At 56.6% G+C, this 19,131-nt stretch carries 11 protein-coding genes; 9 read left to right on the top strand and 2 right to left on the bottom strand.

Annotated features, from left to right (window positions below; genetic code table 11):
• Window position 1: 1 nt before the first annotated feature.
• The 8 genes from OHL22_RS09505 to OHL22_RS09470 all read left to right on the top strand — a co-directional run bounded on the left by OHL22_RS09505 (window position 2) and on the right by OHL22_RS09470 (window position 12,136).
• Window positions 2-1,039, top strand: coding sequence for a DHH family phosphoesterase (locus tag OHL22_RS09505; RefSeq protein WP_263336072.1), 1,038 nt, complete (start codon window positions 2-4; stop codon window positions 1,037-1,039).
• 227 nt (window positions 1,040-1,266) lie between these two features.
• Window positions 1,267-2,973, top strand: coding sequence for an ArnT family glycosyltransferase (locus tag OHL22_RS09500; RefSeq protein WP_263336069.1), 1,707 nt, complete (start codon window positions 1,267-1,269; stop codon window positions 2,971-2,973).
• Window positions 2,974-3,246: 273 nt separating this feature from the next.
• Window positions 3,247-4,263 carry a GNAT family N-acetyltransferase gene (locus tag OHL22_RS09495; protein ID WP_263336065.1) on the top strand — a complete coding sequence of 339 codons (1,017 nt, stop codon included), beginning with the start codon at window positions 3,247-3,249 and terminating at the stop codon, window positions 4,261-4,263.
• 141 nt (window positions 4,264-4,404) lie between these two features.
• Complete coding sequence (locus tag OHL22_RS09490; RefSeq protein WP_263336062.1) at window positions 4,405-8,775, top strand: hypothetical protein; 4,371 nt, start codon at window positions 4,405-4,407, stop codon at window positions 8,773-8,775.
• Window positions 8,776-8,919: 144 nt separating this feature from the next.
• Window positions 8,920-9,720 carry an MlaE family ABC transporter permease gene (locus OHL22_RS09485; RefSeq protein ID WP_263336060.1) on the top strand — a complete coding sequence of 267 codons (801 nt, stop codon included), beginning with the start codon at window positions 8,920-8,922 and terminating at the stop codon, window positions 9,718-9,720.
• Window positions 9,721-9,740: 20 nt separating this feature from the next.
• A complete protein-coding gene (locus OHL22_RS09480) occupies window positions 9,741-10,538 on the top strand; it encodes an ABC transporter ATP-binding protein (protein ID WP_263336057.1) in 798 nt (265 codons plus the stop codon).
• Complete coding sequence (locus tag OHL22_RS09475) at window positions 10,535-11,692, top strand: MlaD family protein (RefSeq protein ID WP_263336053.1); 1,158 nt, start codon at window positions 10,535-10,537, stop codon at window positions 11,690-11,692. Before OHL22_RS09480 ends, OHL22_RS09475 begins: the two co-directional genes overlap by 4 nt.
• A gap of 207 nt (window positions 11,693-11,899) precedes the next feature.
• Window positions 11,900-12,136 carry a Thivi_2564 family membrane protein gene (locus tag OHL22_RS09470; protein WP_263336048.1) on the top strand — a complete coding sequence of 79 codons (237 nt, stop codon included), beginning with the start codon at window positions 11,900-11,902 and terminating at the stop codon, window positions 12,134-12,136.
• On the opposite strand, the gene OHL22_RS09465 is transcribed toward OHL22_RS09470, so the two are convergent.
• The gene (locus OHL22_RS09465; protein WP_263336043.1) at window positions 12,133-13,944 is read right to left on the bottom strand and encodes an ABC-F family ATP-binding cassette domain-containing protein; all 1,812 of its coding nucleotides are present in this window, start codon (window positions 13,942-13,944) and stop codon (window positions 12,133-12,135) included. The genes OHL22_RS09470 and OHL22_RS09465 overlap by 4 nt on opposite strands.
• 212 nt (window positions 13,945-14,156) lie before the next feature.
• Here OHL22_RS09465 and OHL22_RS09460 point away from each other — a divergent pair, with 212 nt between their 5' ends.
• Window positions 14,157-16,772: a winged helix-turn-helix domain-containing protein gene (locus tag OHL22_RS09460; RefSeq protein ID WP_263336038.1), complete on the top strand. Its 2,616-nt coding sequence runs from the start codon at window positions 14,157-14,159 to the stop codon at window positions 16,770-16,772.
• Between the two features lie 3 nt (window positions 16,773-16,775).
• On the opposite strand, the gene ppk1 is transcribed toward OHL22_RS09460, so the two are convergent.
• Window positions 16,776-19,004, bottom strand: coding sequence for a polyphosphate kinase 1 (gene ppk1, locus OHL22_RS09455; protein WP_263336035.1), 2,229 nt, complete (start codon window positions 19,002-19,004; stop codon window positions 16,776-16,778).
• Between the last annotated feature and the right edge of the window lie 127 nt (window positions 19,005-19,131).

Here is a 19,131-nt window from a genome sequence, read left to right as displayed (position 1 = left end):
GATGGCTACACCTCAACCCATTTCTCATCGCCGCATGCAGCCTCCGCAGGTTGTCGATGCGGCCGCTGTGCCGCAGCCACTACCGGCTCCGATGCTGGCGATCCTCAAGGCTCTACGCGAAGGGGAAAAGTTTTTGGTCTGTTCGCATTCGCGTCCTGACGGCGATGCTGTCGGCTCGATGCTGGCTATGGGGATGCTCTTGCGGCAGATGGGCAAGCGCGCCGATCTCGTCGCGGCAGATCGCGTGCCCGCTGTCTATCGCAATCTGCCGGGAGCTAAGGATATTCGTCACGCGATGCGGGTGCATGGACCTTATGACGCCGTGGTTCTATTGGAGTGCGACGGTTTGGAGCGTACGCGTCTGCGCGGTCTCGAACGCATGTACCACATCAACATCGACCATCATGCCAGTGGCAAGGAATTTGGTGAGTTGAACTGGATCGATTTCGATGCAACTTCAGTCGGCGAGCTGGTGCATCGGCTGGTGAAGGCGGCAGGGTGTGTCGTGACACAGGAAATGGCGACATGCCTCTACACCACGCTCCTCACCGACACCGGCGGCTTTTGCTATGGCACGCTGCGTCCCGGCACGTTTGCTCTTGCAGCCGAGCTGGTCGAGGCGGGCGCCGATCCGGTGCACATCGCCCGCGATGTTTATTTCGCTAACCCGTTTTCAAAGATCCTTCTCATGGGCAAGGCATTGAGCACGCTGCGTCGCGATGGGCCGCTTGCCTGGGTCTCCGTCACACATCAGGACATGATCGATGCGGGTGCGGCCGAAGAAGATTGTGAAGGCGTGGTCAACTTCGCACTTTCCATTGCCGGCATCGAGGCCGCTGTTTTTCTCCGTGAACTCCCGGAGGGCCGCATCCGCCTCAGCCTGCGCAGCAAGGGCAAGGTAAATGTTGCCTCAATCGCCGAGCGCCTCGGCGGCGGAGGCCATGAAAACGCCGCTGGATGCTCTCTCGATGGCCCCATGCAGCGAGCAACGGATGAGATTCTCGAAGCTCTCTGCCGCGAAATAGGACACAAGGCTTAAAACTGCTGTGATACGAAAGACAAGTTTCGTCTCGCAAATCTGGTAGCCTAAGACTCGTGCCAATCTCCCTCCAACGTGGCCTGTTCGATAGATTGAAGTCGGCGAGTTGAGATAAAAATCCAGTGGAGATGCCCTTACCTCAACCTGTTACGGGTTTGCGCAGATGGCTGCCAAAGCAGTGGCCTTCCTCTGATACCACGTGGGAGGTCGTCAGCCTCTTTGCCTTCATGGCAATCTTTCTCCTTTATGGCGTTACGCCCATCTTCGGGGGAGCGGGCCTGGGGCTAGTGGGTGCCGATGAGCCGCGTTATGCGCAGATTGCGCATGAGATGCTCAACAGGTTCAACGAGGCGCACACCCTGCACGATAAGCTGAGCGCCTGCGTCACCCCCTATCTCTATGGCCGCCCCTGGCTCGAAAAGCCGGCTCTTTATTACTGGCGCGCCATGTATGTCTTCAAGGATTTCGGCGTGCGTGACTGGGTCGCGCGCCTGCCCTCCGTCAGCTTCGCCCTCTGGCTCGTTGGACTTACCTACCTCCACATGCGGCGTTTTCGCCCCGGAGGCCATCTCGATGCAGCGCTCATTACCGCGGCCTGCGTTGGCATTCTCGGGTTTTCGCGTGGCGCATCGACGGACATGCAGCTTGCCGCGCCGCTTTCCATAGGTTTGCTCGGCTGGTATGCGTGGTATGAGACCAAGTCCAAGTTCTGGCTCTTCGACATTTATTTTTTTACTGCCGTCGCCACGCTGGCCAAGGGGCCGGTCGCACCCTTCCTGGTATTGGTCATCATCGGTGCATTCGCGCTTCTGCGCAAAGAGCACTGGATCTTCTGGAAGTCCCTCTGGTGGCCGGGCATCCTGCTCTATTTCGCGATTGTTCTCCCGTGGTTTATAGCCGTCCAGCACCAGAATCCCACCTTCTTCAACGAATTCTTTCTTCAGCACAATCTCGAGCGATTCGCCACCAACCGCTTCCAGCATCAGCAGCACTTCTGGTACTACCTCGTCGTGGTCCTGTTGGCCACGATGCCATGGACTGTCGTCGCAATGCGTGCCATGTGGGATGGCATTCACGTCTCGGTTGTGGAATGGCGCATCCGCCATCGCTTCCCCGGTAAGCCGAAGACCAGTGGTGCCGTTAGTCAACCCGGCGATGCCTTTCCAGAATTCCTCGTCCTGTGGGCCTTGATCCCCATTGTCTTCTTCTCGTTTTCGCAGTCCAAGCTTCCCGGCTATATCCTCCCCTCCCTGCCGCCCATTACCATCCTCAGTGGAGACTTCCTCTTCCGCGCCCGCGCCCGCGGCCTGCAGCGTTGGGTATTGATAGGCCATGTGACTCTGGTCGCCGTTATTACTGCAACCGTTTTGTTGCTGCCGTGGTTCGTGGTTCACGGAACGAAGCAGATGCCACCCACCCACGCGACGGTTATCGCAAGCATCTCAGCCATCTCTGCCGCGGCGCTCATTCTTCTCGTCGTTTACCGGTGGGGCGTTGCCCGGCTTCGCGTTGCCACCTGCTGCATCGTTGTTGTGCTTGAACTCTTCCTCTATGGAATCGGCCCATTTTTCTGGATTCCTGGGGTTGCCGCCAGCAAACGCACAATAGACATGCTCGATCGCTACTATTCCGCGCGCCCGCTGGCGGAGCGCATTGCTACGCTGGTTCCTCCCAACGAGACCATTGCCGTCTTTCGTGTGCGCCGCGATGTGGAGTATGGCCTGGCCTTCTACCGCAACCACGAAGTGGTGAACTACGACGAAGGTGGCGTGCCCGATGAGCAGCATGTCCTTGTCGTCCGCGTTGCCGGTAGAGGTGGAGTCGATCTTGGCTCTAAAGCCGCCCTAGAGGAATATTTGGAAGGCAGGCACTATGAGCAGCTCTTCGTGTTTCCCGAACAGGAGCTTACGGTGTACCTGGTAGGAGCAAGATAGCGACGTGGGCCGCACTGGCAATACGGAATCTGGAAGGTAAAGCGGCCTTTTCCAAGAAAAACCGCATATCGCTGAATAAAAAGGCGCAAGGTAGATGGAAAACTGCCTTAAACCGAGCTCAGTCTTGACCTTGCCAACTGGCATCGAGCTGATTTTGCGGTATTCTTTCTCTTATCAGAATCGCGAATCTGCTGCGATCGTCCTGGGATTTCGTAATTAGGGTGGCGCTGACGATCCCTTGATCGTCTATTGCTGTAAAGGGTGTGGCTCGGTATGGCTTCAGGGCTTTCCGTCGAGATTCTCGATCTGCGGCACTTCGCATCGCCTATGCTGCGCCCCGTCCTTGAGGCAGAGAGCGTCGTTTGGCGGCAGCGCCTGAACTGGGATTATCTCGCCTCCGCCAAACTTCTGCTGCAATACCTCGATTCGCGTTCGCTGCCGGGCTATGTTGCGCTCGACAATGGCCGCGTAACTGGCTATGTTTTCTGTGTTTATGAGGATACAAAGGCAGTCATAGGCGATGTTTTTGCTTTGCCCAACCAGTCAGGCGATTCGTCTCAAGACCTGCTGGAAGCCGAAGAAGCAGCCCGCGAAGTGGAAGAGAGCCTGCTGAGCCGGTTATTGGAACTGCTCCTGCATTCCCCTGGAGTAGATCGCATTGAATCACAGCTTCTTCTGCACCGGGCTGGGGAGCATTCCGAGATACTTCGACGTTCGGGGTTCGAAGTCTACCGCCGCTTGTATATGCGTCAGTCACTCGCATCAGGCGGGCTCGGGCCAGTCGATGCCCTGCCACCAGAACTGGAAATCCGCCCGTGGACGGACCAGGATCTGAACCCAGCCGGACGCCTCATCGCCGAAGCCTATCGTGACCATCCAGATAGCCGCATCAACGATCAGTACCGCACGGTGCACGGATCGCAGCGTTTTCTGCAAAACATCGTTCGTTTTCCCGGATGCGGCGTCTTCTCTCCGCAAGCTTCGCACGTTGTGTACGACCGCCGCCGTCGTGAACTGGTAGCCCTCATTCTCGGTTCTCGTGTAAGTCTTTACTGCGGACACATCACTCAGGTTTGCGTTCATCCATCCTGGCGTCAGCATGGCCTTGGCTGTCACCTGCTGCGTGTCGCAGCTCGCGAGTTCCGCCGTCTGGGCATGATGGAGCTGACGCTGACCGTAACCGAGGCTAATGAGCGTGCCGTCAATCTGTATCTCACGGAAAATTACGAGGCATCGCATGCCTTCAGTGCTGCATTCTGGAACCGCAACGGTGCTTCTTTCTCTGGTTGATACCCGGTTTGCGCATCTGCGTGTTCGACATCGCTGACAATTAGCTCTGGACAATCTTCCATGACATGGGTGCAACCAAATTGGATCAGGTTGATACCTGGTATTGCAGATTTCCTGTGTTCCGGCATCCAATTAGAGAACATGAGAAAGCTATCTCCCCGCATTTCCCTTCTTGCCTTCTCGCTTGTTTTATTTGCTGTCGCTCTCCCCGCTTTGTCCGCTCCAGATCCACAGCCGCAATCCGGACCGTTTGCGACTCCCGTTACAGATGCAAGTCTGGACATGCCGCATTTCGCCGAATGGGTCGACGGCCATGAGCGGCCGCTGCAGAACCCAAATGCTTTGCGTCAGCTTGTCTGGACTCGGGCGACCATGCCATCGAGTAGTGGAATGGCGTATGGTGCGTCAGCCGAACCGGGGCCAAGATACCTGCGGCTGGCGTTTACACAGCCCGTTGCAATTGGATCGGTGCTGGTGCGGAGTGGTGGCCAATTGAGCGTTCTGCGTCCCGGAGCGCCGTATCCCGGTAACCTGGCAGATGACAGCCAGTGGCTTCCTGCACAGCGAATTTCTCAGGGACAGCTGGCAGATGGGGAAGTATCGACCGACGGTTATACGGTATGGGTGCTTCCGTCAGTGACACAAACGCGAGCGATTCGTTTTTCGCACGTGGCATCGGCTTCCGACACCACATACACCGGCTCAATGGACGGTATTTACGTGCTCTCTACGCGATTTGCGAATCTGGCGACACTTGGAAACGTCCAGGTCAGCGCTAACAATGCCGCGTCCGGCAAACTGATTAACGACAAATTCGATTGGCATCCATGGGATAACGGTCCGGATTTTCGGCATACAGTGTCGGCTTTGCAACCGGAGTGGATTATCTTGCACTGGCAGCATCCGGTAACTTTGCGCGGGCTGGCTACGCTTTGGGCTGGATTCAACGCCGCCGATGTCGAGGTGTTTACCGGACCCGCCGGCGTGGCGCTGGAAGGAGCTCCTGAATCGGATTGGCGAGTAGTGGGCCATTACACGCTGAGTAATCAGTATCCGCTGCAACTAGGCGTAGATTGGTTTGATTTTGGCTCGGACATCACGACTCGCGCTGTCCGCTTACGGATGACGGAGGTGACTAACGAATCGCATCATCCCCATCTGAAAGGAAGCACGCACGACGGAACGCGTGTTTGGCTGGCAGGGTTGATGGCTCTCTCGCCGCTTGGCGGGAATGCACTGCCCGCGATGATTGCATCCAGTGCGCCGCCGGCTATTCATCCGCCAATCCCGGTCCAGTTTACGTTGCCTGCCGCAGGCTATGTCTCGCTCGTGATCGACGACGCAGCAGGCAATCGTGTGCGCAACCTCGTCTCCGATACCTATTTCCCGGCAGGCTCGAATAACGTCTGGTGGGACGGTTCCAGTGATACCGGGCGCGATCGGGATGCCGCCAGTCACGGAGAATACTACATCCCAACGAATCTGGTTGCGCCAGGTCAATACACCGTGCGCGGCATAGAACATCAGGCCGTCAATTTGAGCTACGAATTCTCCGTGTATGAACCGGGGAATCCTCCATGGGATACAGCCGACGGTACGGGCGGTTGGCTGACAACACACACACCTGCGTGGTCAACGCTGTTTGTTCCCGCGGACAAAGCTCCCGGAGGCAAACCTCTGGTCTATCTGGGCTGTTATGTCGCGGAAGGTGGAGCTGGGTTTGCCTGGGTCGATCTGAACGGTAACAAACAGGGTGGTAAGGAATGGATTGGAGGAGGCTGGACAGGAGCAGCGTTCCTCGCGCGGGATCGAGGACCTCATGCCGACGCCAGGTTTTATGCATACGCGGCGGCAGTGTTTGGCGATAGAGCATCCGCCGCAAAGACACAATCGGCTGTGCTGCGTCTGACTGGATTAACAGCGCAGGGCGACAAGCCGCTTCTTGCATACAACTTCAACATGGGGCAGCCTGTACCGGGCCAGCCAAGCGGCTCGGATAGGTGGCCCGACGAGGCTGGCGGGCTCGCGGCATGGAATGGCGTGTTGGCTGTAAGCTTCCCACTTCTCAATCAGGTTTTCTTTGTCGAAGCGGCCAGCGGAAACGTTCTGGGCCAATCGCAAGTACAAAATCCACGCGGGCTCACATTTGACTCGCAAGGCAATCTGCTGGTGCTGGCAGGTAAGCAGATTCTTCGCTTTTCGATGCCGCTGAAAGCGAATAGCCCAACTCTTGCGCAACCGCATGTTGTTGTGGCCGACGGATTGGATGATCCACATGGAATCACGGTCGACGATCAAAACAATATCTACGTCAGCGACTGGGGAAATTCGAACCAGGTAAAAGTCTTTTCATCCGCCGGCAAGTTGCTGCTGGTCATCGGTCATGCCGGTCCGGCAAAAGTTGGCCCTTACGATTCGCTGCACATGAATCATCCTCTTGGCCTCACCATCGATAGCAATCAGCATCTCTGGGTTGCCGAGCAAAATTTCCAGCCCAAGCGCGTGAGCATTTGGACGCTCGACGGGCAGTTTGTGAAAGCCTTCTATGGCGGACCGGAATATGGCGGTGGCGGCTCACTGGATGCAGCCGACAAGACGAAGTTCTACTACGACGGAATGGAGTTCAAACTCGACTGGGACAAAGGGACAAGTAGCATTTCCGACATTTTGTATTTGCGCGATCAATCGCAGTCAGGGCCAATTCCTTTCCCAGCACATAGTGATCCCTCTACCCCGATCGAGGGACACGGTCATCAATACTTTCACAACACATTTCTGGGACATGGAACCGAGGGAGTGCCCATTGCAGTGCTCTACGGGATAAAAAACGGAGCCTCATATCCGATTGCTGCTGCAGGTACGGCCAATGACTGGCCTCTTCTGCAAAGTGATTCTTTCCGGTCGCTATGGCCTGCTGGAACGAATCCGTTAAGCAATAAGCCTCAAGACGCAGTTTTCTTCACTTGGTCAGACGTCAATGGCAACGGCAAGGTCGATCCCGCGGAAGTTTCGATGGAAAAAGGACTTTCTGGATCACTCACTTTAATGCCGGATCTTTCCATCGTCGACGCATATCTCGACGGCAAAGCTGTCCGGCTTGTTCCAGCCCGCTTCACATCTGAAGGCGTTCCCATATACGATCTGCACTCCATCCAGACTTTGGCCGCAGGGGCGCAGCTTCCTCTCGGCGATGGTGGTGGACAAGCCTTGTATTCTCCCCAAGGAGTCATTCTGACGACAGCTCCCGAGCCATTCTCACGTGATGCGATCGGCGGCATCGATGCGCAAAATCACCGCTGGAGCTATCCCAATCTTTGGCCCGGACTTCATCCTAGTCATGATGCTCCGGTGCCCGATCATCCGGGAGAACTGATAGGTGTCACGCGTCTGCTGGGTGAGCCGATTCATCCCGGCCCTGGCACTGAAACACTTTGGGGTGTTAACAGCAACGAGGGTGATTTATATATCTTCACGATGGACGGGTTCTTCGTCACCCAGCTTTTTCAGGATGTGCGTACAGGGCAGCCATGGACAATGCCTCGCGCCATACGCAACATGTCCCTGAATCAGGTATCGCTGCATGATGAGGACTTCTTCCCTTCAATCACACAGACATCCGATGGCAAAGTATATGTCGATGATGGATACCGCACAGCTTTGGTGCGTGTCGACGGTCTGAATACTGTGCACCGCTTGCCCAACCTGTCATTGCAGATAACATCGCAGCATCTGATGCAGGCGCAGGCATTTTTCAAGCAGCGAGAGGCGGCGCGGCAGCAGGAGCAGGGAGCAAAAGCGCTGGATGTGGCGATGCGCAGCGGGCCTGCGCCTCAGTTGAGCGAAGTGCCGGAGCTGATGAAGAATGCCTCCTGGGCCACAATTGATCATCGCACCAATACATTGGGCTTTGGGCACCTGGCAAACGACGCCGAGACCTCGATTATGATCGCCGGCGGCAACCTGTATGCGGTTTTCCGTACAGGAGATGCGAACTTGTTGCGCAACTCAGCAGCCGTTGTCAACGCACCATTCAAGAGTGGTGGTGCGCTGGATCTGATGATCGGCAACAATCCCGGCGCAGATCCCAAACGAACCGCTGCCGTCGCTGGGGATGAAAGGCTGCTTGTATATCAGGTTAATAAGCAGACAAAAGCCATGCTGTATCGCCCCGTTTCACTGGATGCAAAGAGCCCTGTCTCATTCTCTTCGCCATTACGAACCATCACCATGGATTCGGTGCAGGACGTAAGCAGCCAGGTGCAGTTGCTTGCGTTGAGCGGCAACGATGCGGGAACATACGTTCTCTCCGTTCCCTTGCAGGAGCTTGGTTTGAAGCCCGCTCCCGGAGAAACCATTCGAGCGGATATTGGCCTCCTGCGCGGCGATGGAACACAGACGCTGCAGCGTGTCTACTGGAGCAACAAGGCAACGGCTATCGTCTCCGATGTACCCAGCGAGGCTGAGCTGACACCTGGCCTGTGGGGAACGTGGACCTTCAAAACTGCGCCTTAAGGAACACTTTGTATGACTGCTTTTGGGCAGACCTGACGCGATGAAACCGTTAGTCTCAAAAACTGGCAGACTGTCGGAACAGGGCGCGAATGCGCCGTATGCAAGCAACCTGTCAGCAACTGGGACAAGCCGGGAGCTAGCGGAATGTCGACCAATCCAACCGCAGTATCCGCTGTGCACTCAAAGCCCAACCTGCTGTTGGGCATGCTGGAGTGGTTCGGAGAGTTTGGCATCTTTGTATGGCAGGTTCTGTGCGCCGCCATAAAGCCGCCCTTCGAATTCAAAGAATTTGTGCGCCAGTTAGATGAGGTTGGATCACGTTCTCTGCCCCTCGTGATGCTCGCAGGAGCTGCTACGGGAACTGTGCTGGCTCTGGAGACACGGCAGAGCCTGGTGCAGTTCGGCGCCAAATCTCTGCTGCCAACCACCATCGTGTATTCCGTGATCACGGAAATGGGACCCATCATTACTGCGCTAGTCGTGAGCGGACGCGTTGGTGCGGGTATTGGAGCTGAGCTCGCAGCCATGAAAGTCACAGAGCAGATCGACGCCATTGCAACCTCAGCCGTCGACCCGCGAAGATTGCTCGCTTCCACGCGCATCGCAGCCTGCATCATTGCCATGCCTTTGTTGACGCTCGCCGCTTCTTTCAGTGGTGTGTTCATGGGCTGGGTTGCATCTACGTTGATGGAGCCCATAACGCTCGTGCGCTTTATCAACCAGGGATTTCAAGGTGCAGGTTTCAAGGACTTCTTGCCCTCCACATTCAAGACCTGCGTATTCGGATTGATCATCGGCTGCGTTGCGTCGTTTCAAGGAATGCGGGCGCGTGGCGGAGCGCAGGGCGTGGGCAGTTCAGCCACGACCTCTGTTGTGCTGTCATCCCTCTTCGTGATTCTTGCGGACGTTGTACTGGTCAAGATCATCTTGTTGATCTGGTCATGAGACAGATTGAGAGACTCGTTATGCACGCAATGGAGAATGAAGCACAGTTCAAAGAGGTGAGCGGTGAAAACAGCGCGCCTGCGATCATCGTCAGCAATCTCGTCAAATCGTTCGGTCCGCAGCGCGTGCTCGATGGCATCTCATTTGAAGTGAGGCGCGGCGAGACGCTCGCAATTCTTGGGCGGAGTGGTACGGGTAAGAGCGTAACTCTGCGCATCTTGGTAGGACTGGAACCACCCGACGAAGGCAATGCCAGCGTTCTCGGTGTAGACATGAATGGAGCAAGCGCGCGAGAGATAGATGACGCGAGAAAACAGATGGGCTTTCTATTTCAGCACGCAGCACTCTACGACTCATTGACCGTGGCAGAGAACGTTGCTTTCCCACTGGTCCATCACCGCCGTGATTTGAATGCGCAGCAGAGGACAGATCGTGTCCACGAGTTGCTCGCTGAGGTTGGATTGGAAGGTCATGGCAAGAAGATGCCGTCCGACATCTCGGGCGGCATGCAGAAGCGCGTCGGCCTTGCGCGTGCATTGGCGCTTGATCCGGTAGTGCTGCTGCTGGATGAGCCGACAGCCGGCCTCGACCCTATCAGTTCCGCCGAGATCGACCAGCTTGTGATGAAGCTGCAAAAGGAGTACAACCTCGCATCGATCGTCGTTACGCATGACATGGTGAGCGCGAGGACAATCGCAACGCGCATTGCCCTGATGGATGAGGGAAAGATCGTGATTGAGGGCTCCTATGAAGAACTGCAGCAAAGCAAAGAGCGCATCGTTATGGAATTTCTGCAGCGAGATTTGGAGCAGGTATGAACCGAACAGCGCGCCTTGGAGCTTTCATCCTCTTCACGCTTGCAATCCTTCTGACTGGAATCTTCATAATTGGCAGCAAACGCTATCTCTTTACGCCTACCTATGAGCTAAAGGCGCAGTTTGCTAATGTCGCCGGCTTGCAGCAAGGAGCCGATGTAATGGTGGGCGGGCTACATGCGGGCACCGTAAAAGCTGTCGATCTGCCGAATAATCCAGACGGAAAGCTCACTGTAACGATGATGATGAATGAGTCGACGCGCAAGATCGTGCGAAAGAACTCGATAGCATCGATAGAGACAGAAGGCCTGCTCGGGAATCAGTATGTAGCGGTTTCATTCGGAGCGTCTGATCAGGCGGAGGTAAAAAGCGGCGATACCATCGCCAGCGTACCGCCGCTGCAGATGTCAGAGTTGGTGGCCAAGGCAAACGGCCTGCTCGGAGAGGGCCAGGCGGCGATGAAGAACATCAACCAGGTAAGTGAACATCTGAAGTCGGTAAGCGCAAAGATCGATCAGGGGCAGGGAACAGTTGGTGCTTTGATCAATGACCGCTCCATCTACAACAACTTTGATGAGACGGCGAAGAAGGCAGACGCTACCGTGGCGTCTGCGCAAACCGGTATCAAAGACTTCCAGGACAATATGGAGGCTCTCAAACACAACTTTCTGCTTCGTGGATTCTTCAAGAATCGCGGCTATGAAGACTCTGCGGATCTAGGCAAGGACGCCATCGCAAATGCGCCAGATGGCACACCCGTAAAAGAATTCGATTATGACGCGAAAGACCTCTTCGACAAGCAGGACACAGCGCGGCTGAAGGGACAAAAGAAGCTGAAAGACGCCGGGGAATATCTGGCCGGGAATGATTTTGGCGTAGCTGTAATTGAGATCGCGGCAGGCGCAAAGGGTAGCAGCGATACGGATATGACGCTGGCCGAAGGCCGTGCTCTGGCATTGCGAGATTACATCGTCCAGCACTACGGATTCGACGACACCAAACTGAAGACTTTATCGCTGGGCAAGCAGCCTGGTGAAGTGTCGAAGTCCGGATGGGGCGAGATAAAGATACTCATTTATCCGGTTGGAACAGCGATGCCGCCTGACAAGAATCCGGATAAATCACAGCAGGATAATTCGTCGCAGTCTTCCAGGTAGGGAATCGTCAGGGTTCGTTATTGCAGCCGCGGGCAAGCCGTTCGGAGGCATACAGTTCTGTGCTGAAAAGCACACTTCAATGCAATACATAACAAGTTTTGTCCTGTTGAAATACTGATTCGCTGTTCTCTCCGCATCCAATATCAACGAAACCGGCTGGGCTGGGATAGCTCTGCCGGAACAACGATATTCCCGGAGGGAAGGACCATGTTGCTGTCTTTAACGGCTGTTGCTGTGGCCACCGTAATCGATGTTCCCTTGCTGCATATTTTGCTCGTCCTGGTTGTTGTGGGCGTCTTGCTATGGCTCGTAAACAACTTCATCCCAATGCAATCCAGCATCAAGGGAATCCTCAACGCCGTCGTGGTCATTGTAGTGGTGCTGTGGCTGCTTGAGGCATTCGGCCTGCTGTCGAACTTATCGACAATCCACATCAATCGTTAGCTGAGTTTTTCTTCCAGCTCTGCCCAGCGTGCGTAGAGCGCGTCAACTGCCTGTTGCGCGCTCTCTAACTCCGTCAGAGCGGTCTGCAAACGGGCTGCATTGATGACGACATCGGGCTGCTCCATGACGCTTTTCTTGGCCGTAAGGTCTGCTTCAGCGCTGGCGATACGTTGTTCGATAGTCGCATAATCGCGAGCGTCGATATAGGAAAGCTTCTTCTTGCTCTCGACAGAGGGCTTATGCGATGTAGATTCAGAAATACTTGTGCTCTGTGTTGGTTTCAGCTTCTCACGCTTCTGCGCAGCCAGCCACTCTTCCCACTGTCCGTAGTCCGCAAACCGTGCAGCATTGCCAAGACCGTCAAGGCCAAGCACCACGTTTGAGACTCGATCGAGCATATAGCGATCATGCGTTACGAGAACGAGCGCGCCAGAATATTCGAGCAGGCTTTCTTCCAATATCTCCAGCGTTGGAATATCGAGATCGTTGGTAGGCTCGTCGAGCAGCAGCAGGTCGGCAGGCTGCAGCATCAACTTTGCTATGAGCACGCGAGCGCGCTCTCCGCCGCTCAATCGTTCCACCGGTTGATTGAGCTGCTCACCCGTAAAGAGAAAACGCGAAGCCCACGATGCTACATGGATAACGCGATCCTGATAGACAACGGAGTCGCTCTCCGGAGCTAGCGCTCTGCGCAGCGTAAGCGTCTCGTCAAGCACGCGAGTCTGGTCAAAGTGAACAAGACGCAGCATGGGTGCGCGCTTGATCTCGCCTGCTTCGGGATCAATTTGCCCCATCAGCAAGCGCAGCAGCGTTGACTTGCCGCTGCCGTTAGCGCCGACCAGCCCAATACGCATGCCTGCATTGATATTGAAGTCCATGCCGGAAAACAGCTGCCGCTCGCCGATCGAATAGCGAAGTCCACTGATCTCGACGAGACGTTTCGTCTGTCGATCGCTCGCGGAAAAATCAATCGCAGCGGTGGAAACCTGCGCGCGGCCCTTCATCTCCCTGAGCTCGCCGATCATTTCGTTGGCCGTGCCAATGCGCGCCTTCGATTTGGTAGTGCGCGCCTTGGGCCCGCGCCGCAACCACTCAATCTCCTGCTTCACCCGATTTTCCAGCGCTTCCTGGCGGCGCGACTGCGCTTCCAGAAACTCTTCCTTCTTGATCAGGAATTCGCTGTACTTGCCATGAACACGCAACAGCCCCTGCGGATACTGTCGATTCAGCTCGACAATCTCCGTTGCGACATTCTCAAGAAAATAGCGGTCATGGCTGATGACCACGCAGGCAAAGGAAGCTGACTCCAGTAGTTCTTCCAGCCACTCGATTCCCGCAAGGTCCAGATGATTGGTGGGCTCATCGAGCAGCAGCACATCTGGATGCGTCGCCAATGCGCGGGCGATAGAGAGGCGCTTCTTCCATCCGCCCGAAAGGCTGGCTGCCTCTGTCTCAAAGTCTTCAAAGCCCGCGCGGCCCATTGTGTCGGCAAGCCGAGCTTCCCATTCACTCTCCGGAACTGCCGCATCACGCAGCGCCGCAGTCACGATTTCTCGAACACTGAAGCCGGCAGAGAACTCCGAAACCTGCGGAACATAGCTCAGGCGCGTCAGCTTACGGCGCACCACCTCGCCCTCGTCCGGCTCGATCTCTCCGCCGAGGATGCCGAGCAGCGTCGATTTTCCGCTCCCATTTGGCCCAATCAGGCCTACCCGATCGCCCTCGTCAATTGGAAACGCGATGCCGCGAAAGAGCGCAACCGCACCGAAGGACTTCGTGAGTCCGTTGCCATTTACCAATGCTGCCAATGTCTGACCACTTCTCCGTGCACACAGGACTTTTGCCCCATTGCGCTCTCTTGATTGTATGAGCCGGTTATACGGTGCTTTCGGAGCCGCGTCCTGCACTGCGGTTGATAATTTCGGTTCGGGACGGATGCAGGCGATCAGGCGGCATAAGTACCAGGTTGTATTGAATGCAATGTCTTAGCCTGTTACCGTAGTTACTTCCGGACTCGTTCATGCAGGCTTCGCGTATCGGCACATCGATCTCGGCATCTGGTTCGTCACCGAACCAGCCGCAGAGGTTTCGCTTTCAGGACTTCGAGATCGACCTCAGTCGGCGTACTCTGCATCGCAACGGACATTCCATCTTTCTCGGCATGCGCACCTTCGATGTGCTGTCTTTCTTTGTGCGGCATCCACAGCGCGTCATAAGCAAAGAAACAATCGCGGAGGCGCTCTGGCCAGAGTCCCTTGCTGAAGAAAGCAATCTCAACCAGCACATTTTCCTGCTCAGAAAGGCGCTCTCCGGCACCCAATCGGGAGACCGCCTCATAGTCACGATCCCCAAACGAGGGTTTCAGTTCACCCCACGCGTAATTCCCGTCGAAGATGAGCCAGATCCGGATATCGTTCCGGAAGTCGAAATTGCACCAACACCCGCGAATACCGATGAACCGCCCCCGGTTCTGCGTTCTTTCGATGCAGCATCGCATACATCCCTCGAAGACCTGTCTCGCGAACCATTTCGAAGCCGGACAAAGCCAGGTCTGCGCCCGGAACGCAGAATGAAGTCGCAATCCGGAAGACGAACCCGCGCCACGGGGCCGCGGTCTTCCGCAGGAAGAAGCGAAATAGAGGACGAGGACGACAAGCCGCATAGTTTTGCTGCCCGCGTGTTCAACGGACTTCTACATCCCGGTCCATGGCAACTCGCATGCATCACGTTTGCGATCGCGGTGATTGGCTTCGGCGGATTCTTTCTATGGCGGTGGGCGCATCGGTCCGCGGTGCACACCCCCGTGCTGATTATTGCCGAGTTCACCAACAATTCAGGAGTGCCGCAGTTCGACCCCGCTGCCAGGACCGCGGTCTATCTTGATTTTGAGCAGTCGCCATGGTTCGATGTTCCCGCGCAGGCCAAAGTCGACCAGGCATTAGCTGCTGCAAAAACAAAAGGCGCCGGTGCGTATGGCTCAGTCTGCCGGGCCTTCGGAGCAGAGAGCTACCTGACCGGTGAAGTGCACCGCTTAACCCGCGGATACTTGCTCACACTCTCTGCCTTCCGCTGCGGCAGTGGCCGCCAGGCTGCGGTAAGCCGTGGCATTGCCGAGACAACCGACGGACTGGTCTCCGTTCTGGACCGTGTCGTATGGGATATGCGGCGGCAGCTTGGGGAAAGCCCTGCCTCGGTCTCGCAGTACAGCAGATCGCTCTTCGAAGGCCGGGCATCGTCATTAGAGGCTCTCAAAGCATTCGCCGATGGCGATCAATTGGCAAACACAGGCAAGTTGCAAGATGCAGTCGCCCCACTGCAGCACGCAGTCGAGATCGATCCCCAGTTTGCATTGGCCTTTGCCGATCTTGGTGGCGTGTATGCCGACCTCGGACAGCGCGATTTCTCCGTGCAGGCAATCACCCGTGCCTTCCAGCTTCGCAGCACCGTGGATGATCGGACGCGGCTCTTCATTGCCGCCATGTACAACACACTGGTGACAGGCGATCTGCGCGCCGGCATTCACAATTACAAAGACTGGATTGCGGAGTATCCGAATGGCTCAACCCCATTTCTGAAGCTCGCACAGCTGCAGATCGAGTCAGGTAATCCGGCTCAGGCGCTCGATCCTGCGCAGCGGGCAGTTGAGCTCGATCCGGCCAATCCCGAGGCCTATGTCGTGCTGGCCCGCGCACAGATGCATCTCGACCAGTTTGAGCGCGTTGCCGAGACCTGTCGTCTGGCCATCGACCGGCAAATCGATGGAGTGGAGATTCACGAGTTTCTTTTGCAGACGGCGTTTCTCCGTCTCGATCAGGCCGGGATCGATGAACAGATCGCCTGGGCTCGCGGCAAAGATGCCGAGCCAGAAATGCAATGGCAACAGGCTCTGATGGATTTTGCCCAGGGCAAAGCGAAAGCGGGCGCTGCGATGGCAAACACCGCGATTGCAGGGTTTCGCGCTCACGGAGCCGACAGCCGCGCGGCGCAGGTGCTTGCTTCCATGGCCCGTATCGAAGCGGAACTAGGCCTGATCGACGCGGCTGAATCTACTTTAAGCCACATCTCCGGAACAGAAGATTATCCCGACGCGCTTGTCGCCATGGCGCACGCAGGCATGATCACACGGACCGAAGAAGAACTCAAAGCGCAGCTTGATGCGCATCTGGCAAGTACGCTTTGGCAGGAGTATCGCGGACCGCAGGTGAGAGCGGCGATTGCGCTCAACGAGCAGCGGCCCAGCGATGCCATCGATGCGCTCAAGCCGGCGGAGTCGTTTGATCTGAGCGGCTTCGGTGTTCCGGCTCTCCGCGGACGCGCCTACCTGATGGCTCATCAGCCGGCGGAGGCCACGGCAGAGTTCAGCAAAATTCAAGGCCACTCCGGTGTTGAGCCGCTCTCCCATGACTACCCATTGGCTCAGCTTGGACTGGCGCGCGCCGACGTGCAGGCAGGGCGCACCGATGATGCGCGGATGGCCTATCGGCTTCTGCTGCAGATATGGAAAGACGCCGACTCAGATTTGCCGCGGCTCAAAGAAGCCAAATCCGAGTACGCCCGGCTGGCAGGTGAAACAGTGCGAAGTTCGCAGGCGACTCCTTCACATCCAGCGAAACGGCTCGCTTCAGCCAGACGTTAAATCTCATGCTTCCACAACAGACGCAGTTGCGGCCTTTGCCGGTACGGCTGCACGCTTTTTTGCGGGCTTTGCCGCGGTTTCAGCGCTCACCACTGGCGCGGTTGCCTTTCCCGGTTGCGGTATCGCATCCAGATCTGCTTTGCCTTCCGCGCGACGCATCAGAAACTCTTGTGCACTGAATGCGCCATTGTTTTTCTTGCCGTCATTCTGGCGCAGATAGTTGCCATCTTCCTGCATCAGCCGCGCCTTGGCCGTGTCGGCCAGGTATGCGGCAAGAATCTCTTCCTGAATGCGCGCTCGAATCGCCTTATCCTTCACCGGGAAGACAACCTCGCAGCGTTCGAAGAGGTTTCGAGGCATCCAGTCCGCGCTGCCTAGATATGTTTCCTCTTTGCCTCCGTTGGCAAAGTGGAAGATGCGGCTGTGTTCAAGGAATCGGCCTACGATCGAGCGTACGCGAATATTGTCGCTCAGGCCTTTAACGCCTGGGCGCAGAATGCACACCCCGCGGATGATCAGATCCACCTGCACACCCGCCTGCGATGCGGTGTAGAGCGCCTCGATCACCGAAGGCTCAAGCAGCGCGTTCATCTTGGCGATGATGTGCGCTGGACGGCCCGCGGCGGCATGCTCCGTCTCACGCCGAATGAGTTGCAGAAACGTCTCCGCCATCGTGAGCGGAGCCACCAGCAGTGGCCGGTAATCATCAATCTCGGCATGGGCCGTCAGATAGTTGAAGACCATGTGAACCTGATCCGTAATCTGCGGATCGCTCGTAAGCAGGCTCAGATCGGTGTAGAAGCGTGCAGTAATCGGGTTGTAATTGCCCGTCCCCAGATGGCAATAGCGCCGCGTCACGCCGTCTTCATCGCGTCGGACCAGCATAGCCAGCTTGCAATGCGTCTTGAGGCCAACCACGCCGTAGAACACCTGAACGCCCGCATCTTCCATGCTGCGCGCCCAGCGAATGTTCGACGCCTCATCGAAGCGCGCCATCAATTCCACGACGACCGTAGCTTCCTTCGACGCCGCTGCATCGGTGAGCGCCTGAAACATCATAGAATCTGAGCTCGTGCGGTAAAGCGTCTGTTTCATCGCAACCACGCGAGGATCGATCGCTCCCTGTTGGATAAAGTTCACGACCGGCTCATAGGAATCGTAGGGATGATGCAGCAGAATGTCGCGCTGGCGCAGGTCTTCAAAGATGTCGTTGACCTTGCGGCTCAGGTGAAGCTGCTTGGGAACGAACGGGGCAAATTTGAGCTCTGGCCGTTGAATGTCGCCGTAGAAAAACATCAGGCGGGCAAGATTCACCGGGCCATCCGCCTGGTAAACCTGCGAGTCGTCAAGCTCAAAATTGGTGCGCAGCCGGTCCACGATCTCAGGATGCGCATCGGTTACGATCTCCAGCCGAACAGCATCGCCTTTACGCCGGTTGTGCAACTCACTGCGGATCGACTCAAGCAGCGACCGCGCTTCTTCTTCTTCGAAGTAGAGATTCGAATTGCGGGTCACTCGGAAAGCTGCCTGGGCGATCACCTCATATCCGCGATACATGCCGGAAAGGTTCTGTGCAACCAGATCCTGCAGCAGAATGTAATCGAAGGTAGGATTCGCAGCGTCTGGCTCGCAAAGACGCACGAACCGGGGCAGCGCGCGCGGCACCGTCAATACTCCGAGAACCGTCGGTCCAGAACTGCGGCGCTTTACGCGCAGCAGCATCGCAAGGCAAAGCGCCCGGTTCAGCACCCGCGGAAACGGGTGCGCCGGATCGATCGTGATTGGAGTCAGCAGCGGATCGACTTCCCGTTGAAAGTACGCCTTGGCAATCTCGCGTTGCGAGTCAGTCAGTTCGTCCCATTGCAGCAATCGAATGCCGTTGCGCCGCATCTCCGGCAGAATCTGCTCATTCCAGCAGCGGTACTGGGCCTCGACGAAGTCATGCATGTCGGCCGTCAGAACGGCCAGCGACTCCTCCGGGGGCAGGTCATCGTATCCCGGCTCGGTGTGGCCGTCTTCCGTCCGCTGCAGCAGCCCAGCCAGTCGGATTTCCACGTATTCGTCCAGATTACTGCCGGTAATGGCGAGAAATTTGACCCGTTCCAGAATGGGGTTGGTTTCGTCCTGCGCCTCTTCCAGCACGCGCCGGTTGAACTGCATCCAGGACGTATCGCGCCCGGCAAAATGCTTTACCTGCTTCGTGGCTCGTGCCATTTCAGTCGTTCTCCGCATCCGCCGCCAGTCAGCCTTTTGCGGTGGGGGTCAAGAATTTCAGAAGTTTAGACGCTTATTGGGCGATTCACAACTCGCGCGCGTCCCGACTCAAGAGTACTCCTCAACTCATATCGCATTTGTGAGT

Source organism: Acidicapsa dinghuensis, from assembly GCF_025685685.1.
Lineage (GTDB): Bacteria > Acidobacteriota > Terriglobia > Terriglobales > Acidobacteriaceae > Acidicapsa > Acidicapsa dinghuensis.
This window is presented reverse-complemented; position numbering and strand designations above follow the sequence as displayed.

Coding starts and splice junctions, on each gene's coding strand:
- OHL22_RS09460 (WP_263336038.1), top strand. CDS start 14,157: ATGCAGGCTTCGCGTATCGGCACATCGATCTCGGCATCTGGTTCGTCA.
- OHL22_RS09475 (WP_263336053.1), top strand. CDS start 10,535: ATGAACCGAACAGCGCGCCTTGGAGCTTTCATCCTCTTCACGCTTGCA.
- ppk1 (WP_263336035.1), bottom strand. CDS start 19,004: ATGCGGAGAACGACTGAAATGGCACGAGCCACGAAGCAGGTAAAGCAT.
- OHL22_RS09505 (WP_263336072.1), top strand. CDS start 2: ATGGCTACACCTCAACCCATTTCTCATCGCCGCATGCAGCCTCCGCAG.
- OHL22_RS09495 (WP_263336065.1), top strand. CDS start 3,247: ATGGCTTCAGGGCTTTCCGTCGAGATTCTCGATCTGCGGCACTTCGCA.
- OHL22_RS09490 (WP_263336062.1), top strand. CDS start 4,405: ATGAGAAAGCTATCTCCCCGCATTTCCCTTCTTGCCTTCTCGCTTGTT.
- OHL22_RS09485 (WP_263336060.1), top strand. CDS start 8,920: ATGTCGACCAATCCAACCGCAGTATCCGCTGTGCACTCAAAGCCCAAC.
- OHL22_RS09500 (WP_263336069.1), top strand. CDS start 1,267: ATGGCAATCTTTCTCCTTTATGGCGTTACGCCCATCTTCGGGGGAGCG.
- OHL22_RS09480 (WP_263336057.1), top strand. CDS start 9,741: ATGCACGCAATGGAGAATGAAGCACAGTTCAAAGAGGTGAGCGGTGAA.
- OHL22_RS09470 (WP_263336048.1), top strand. CDS start 11,900: ATGTTGCTGTCTTTAACGGCTGTTGCTGTGGCCACCGTAATCGATGTT.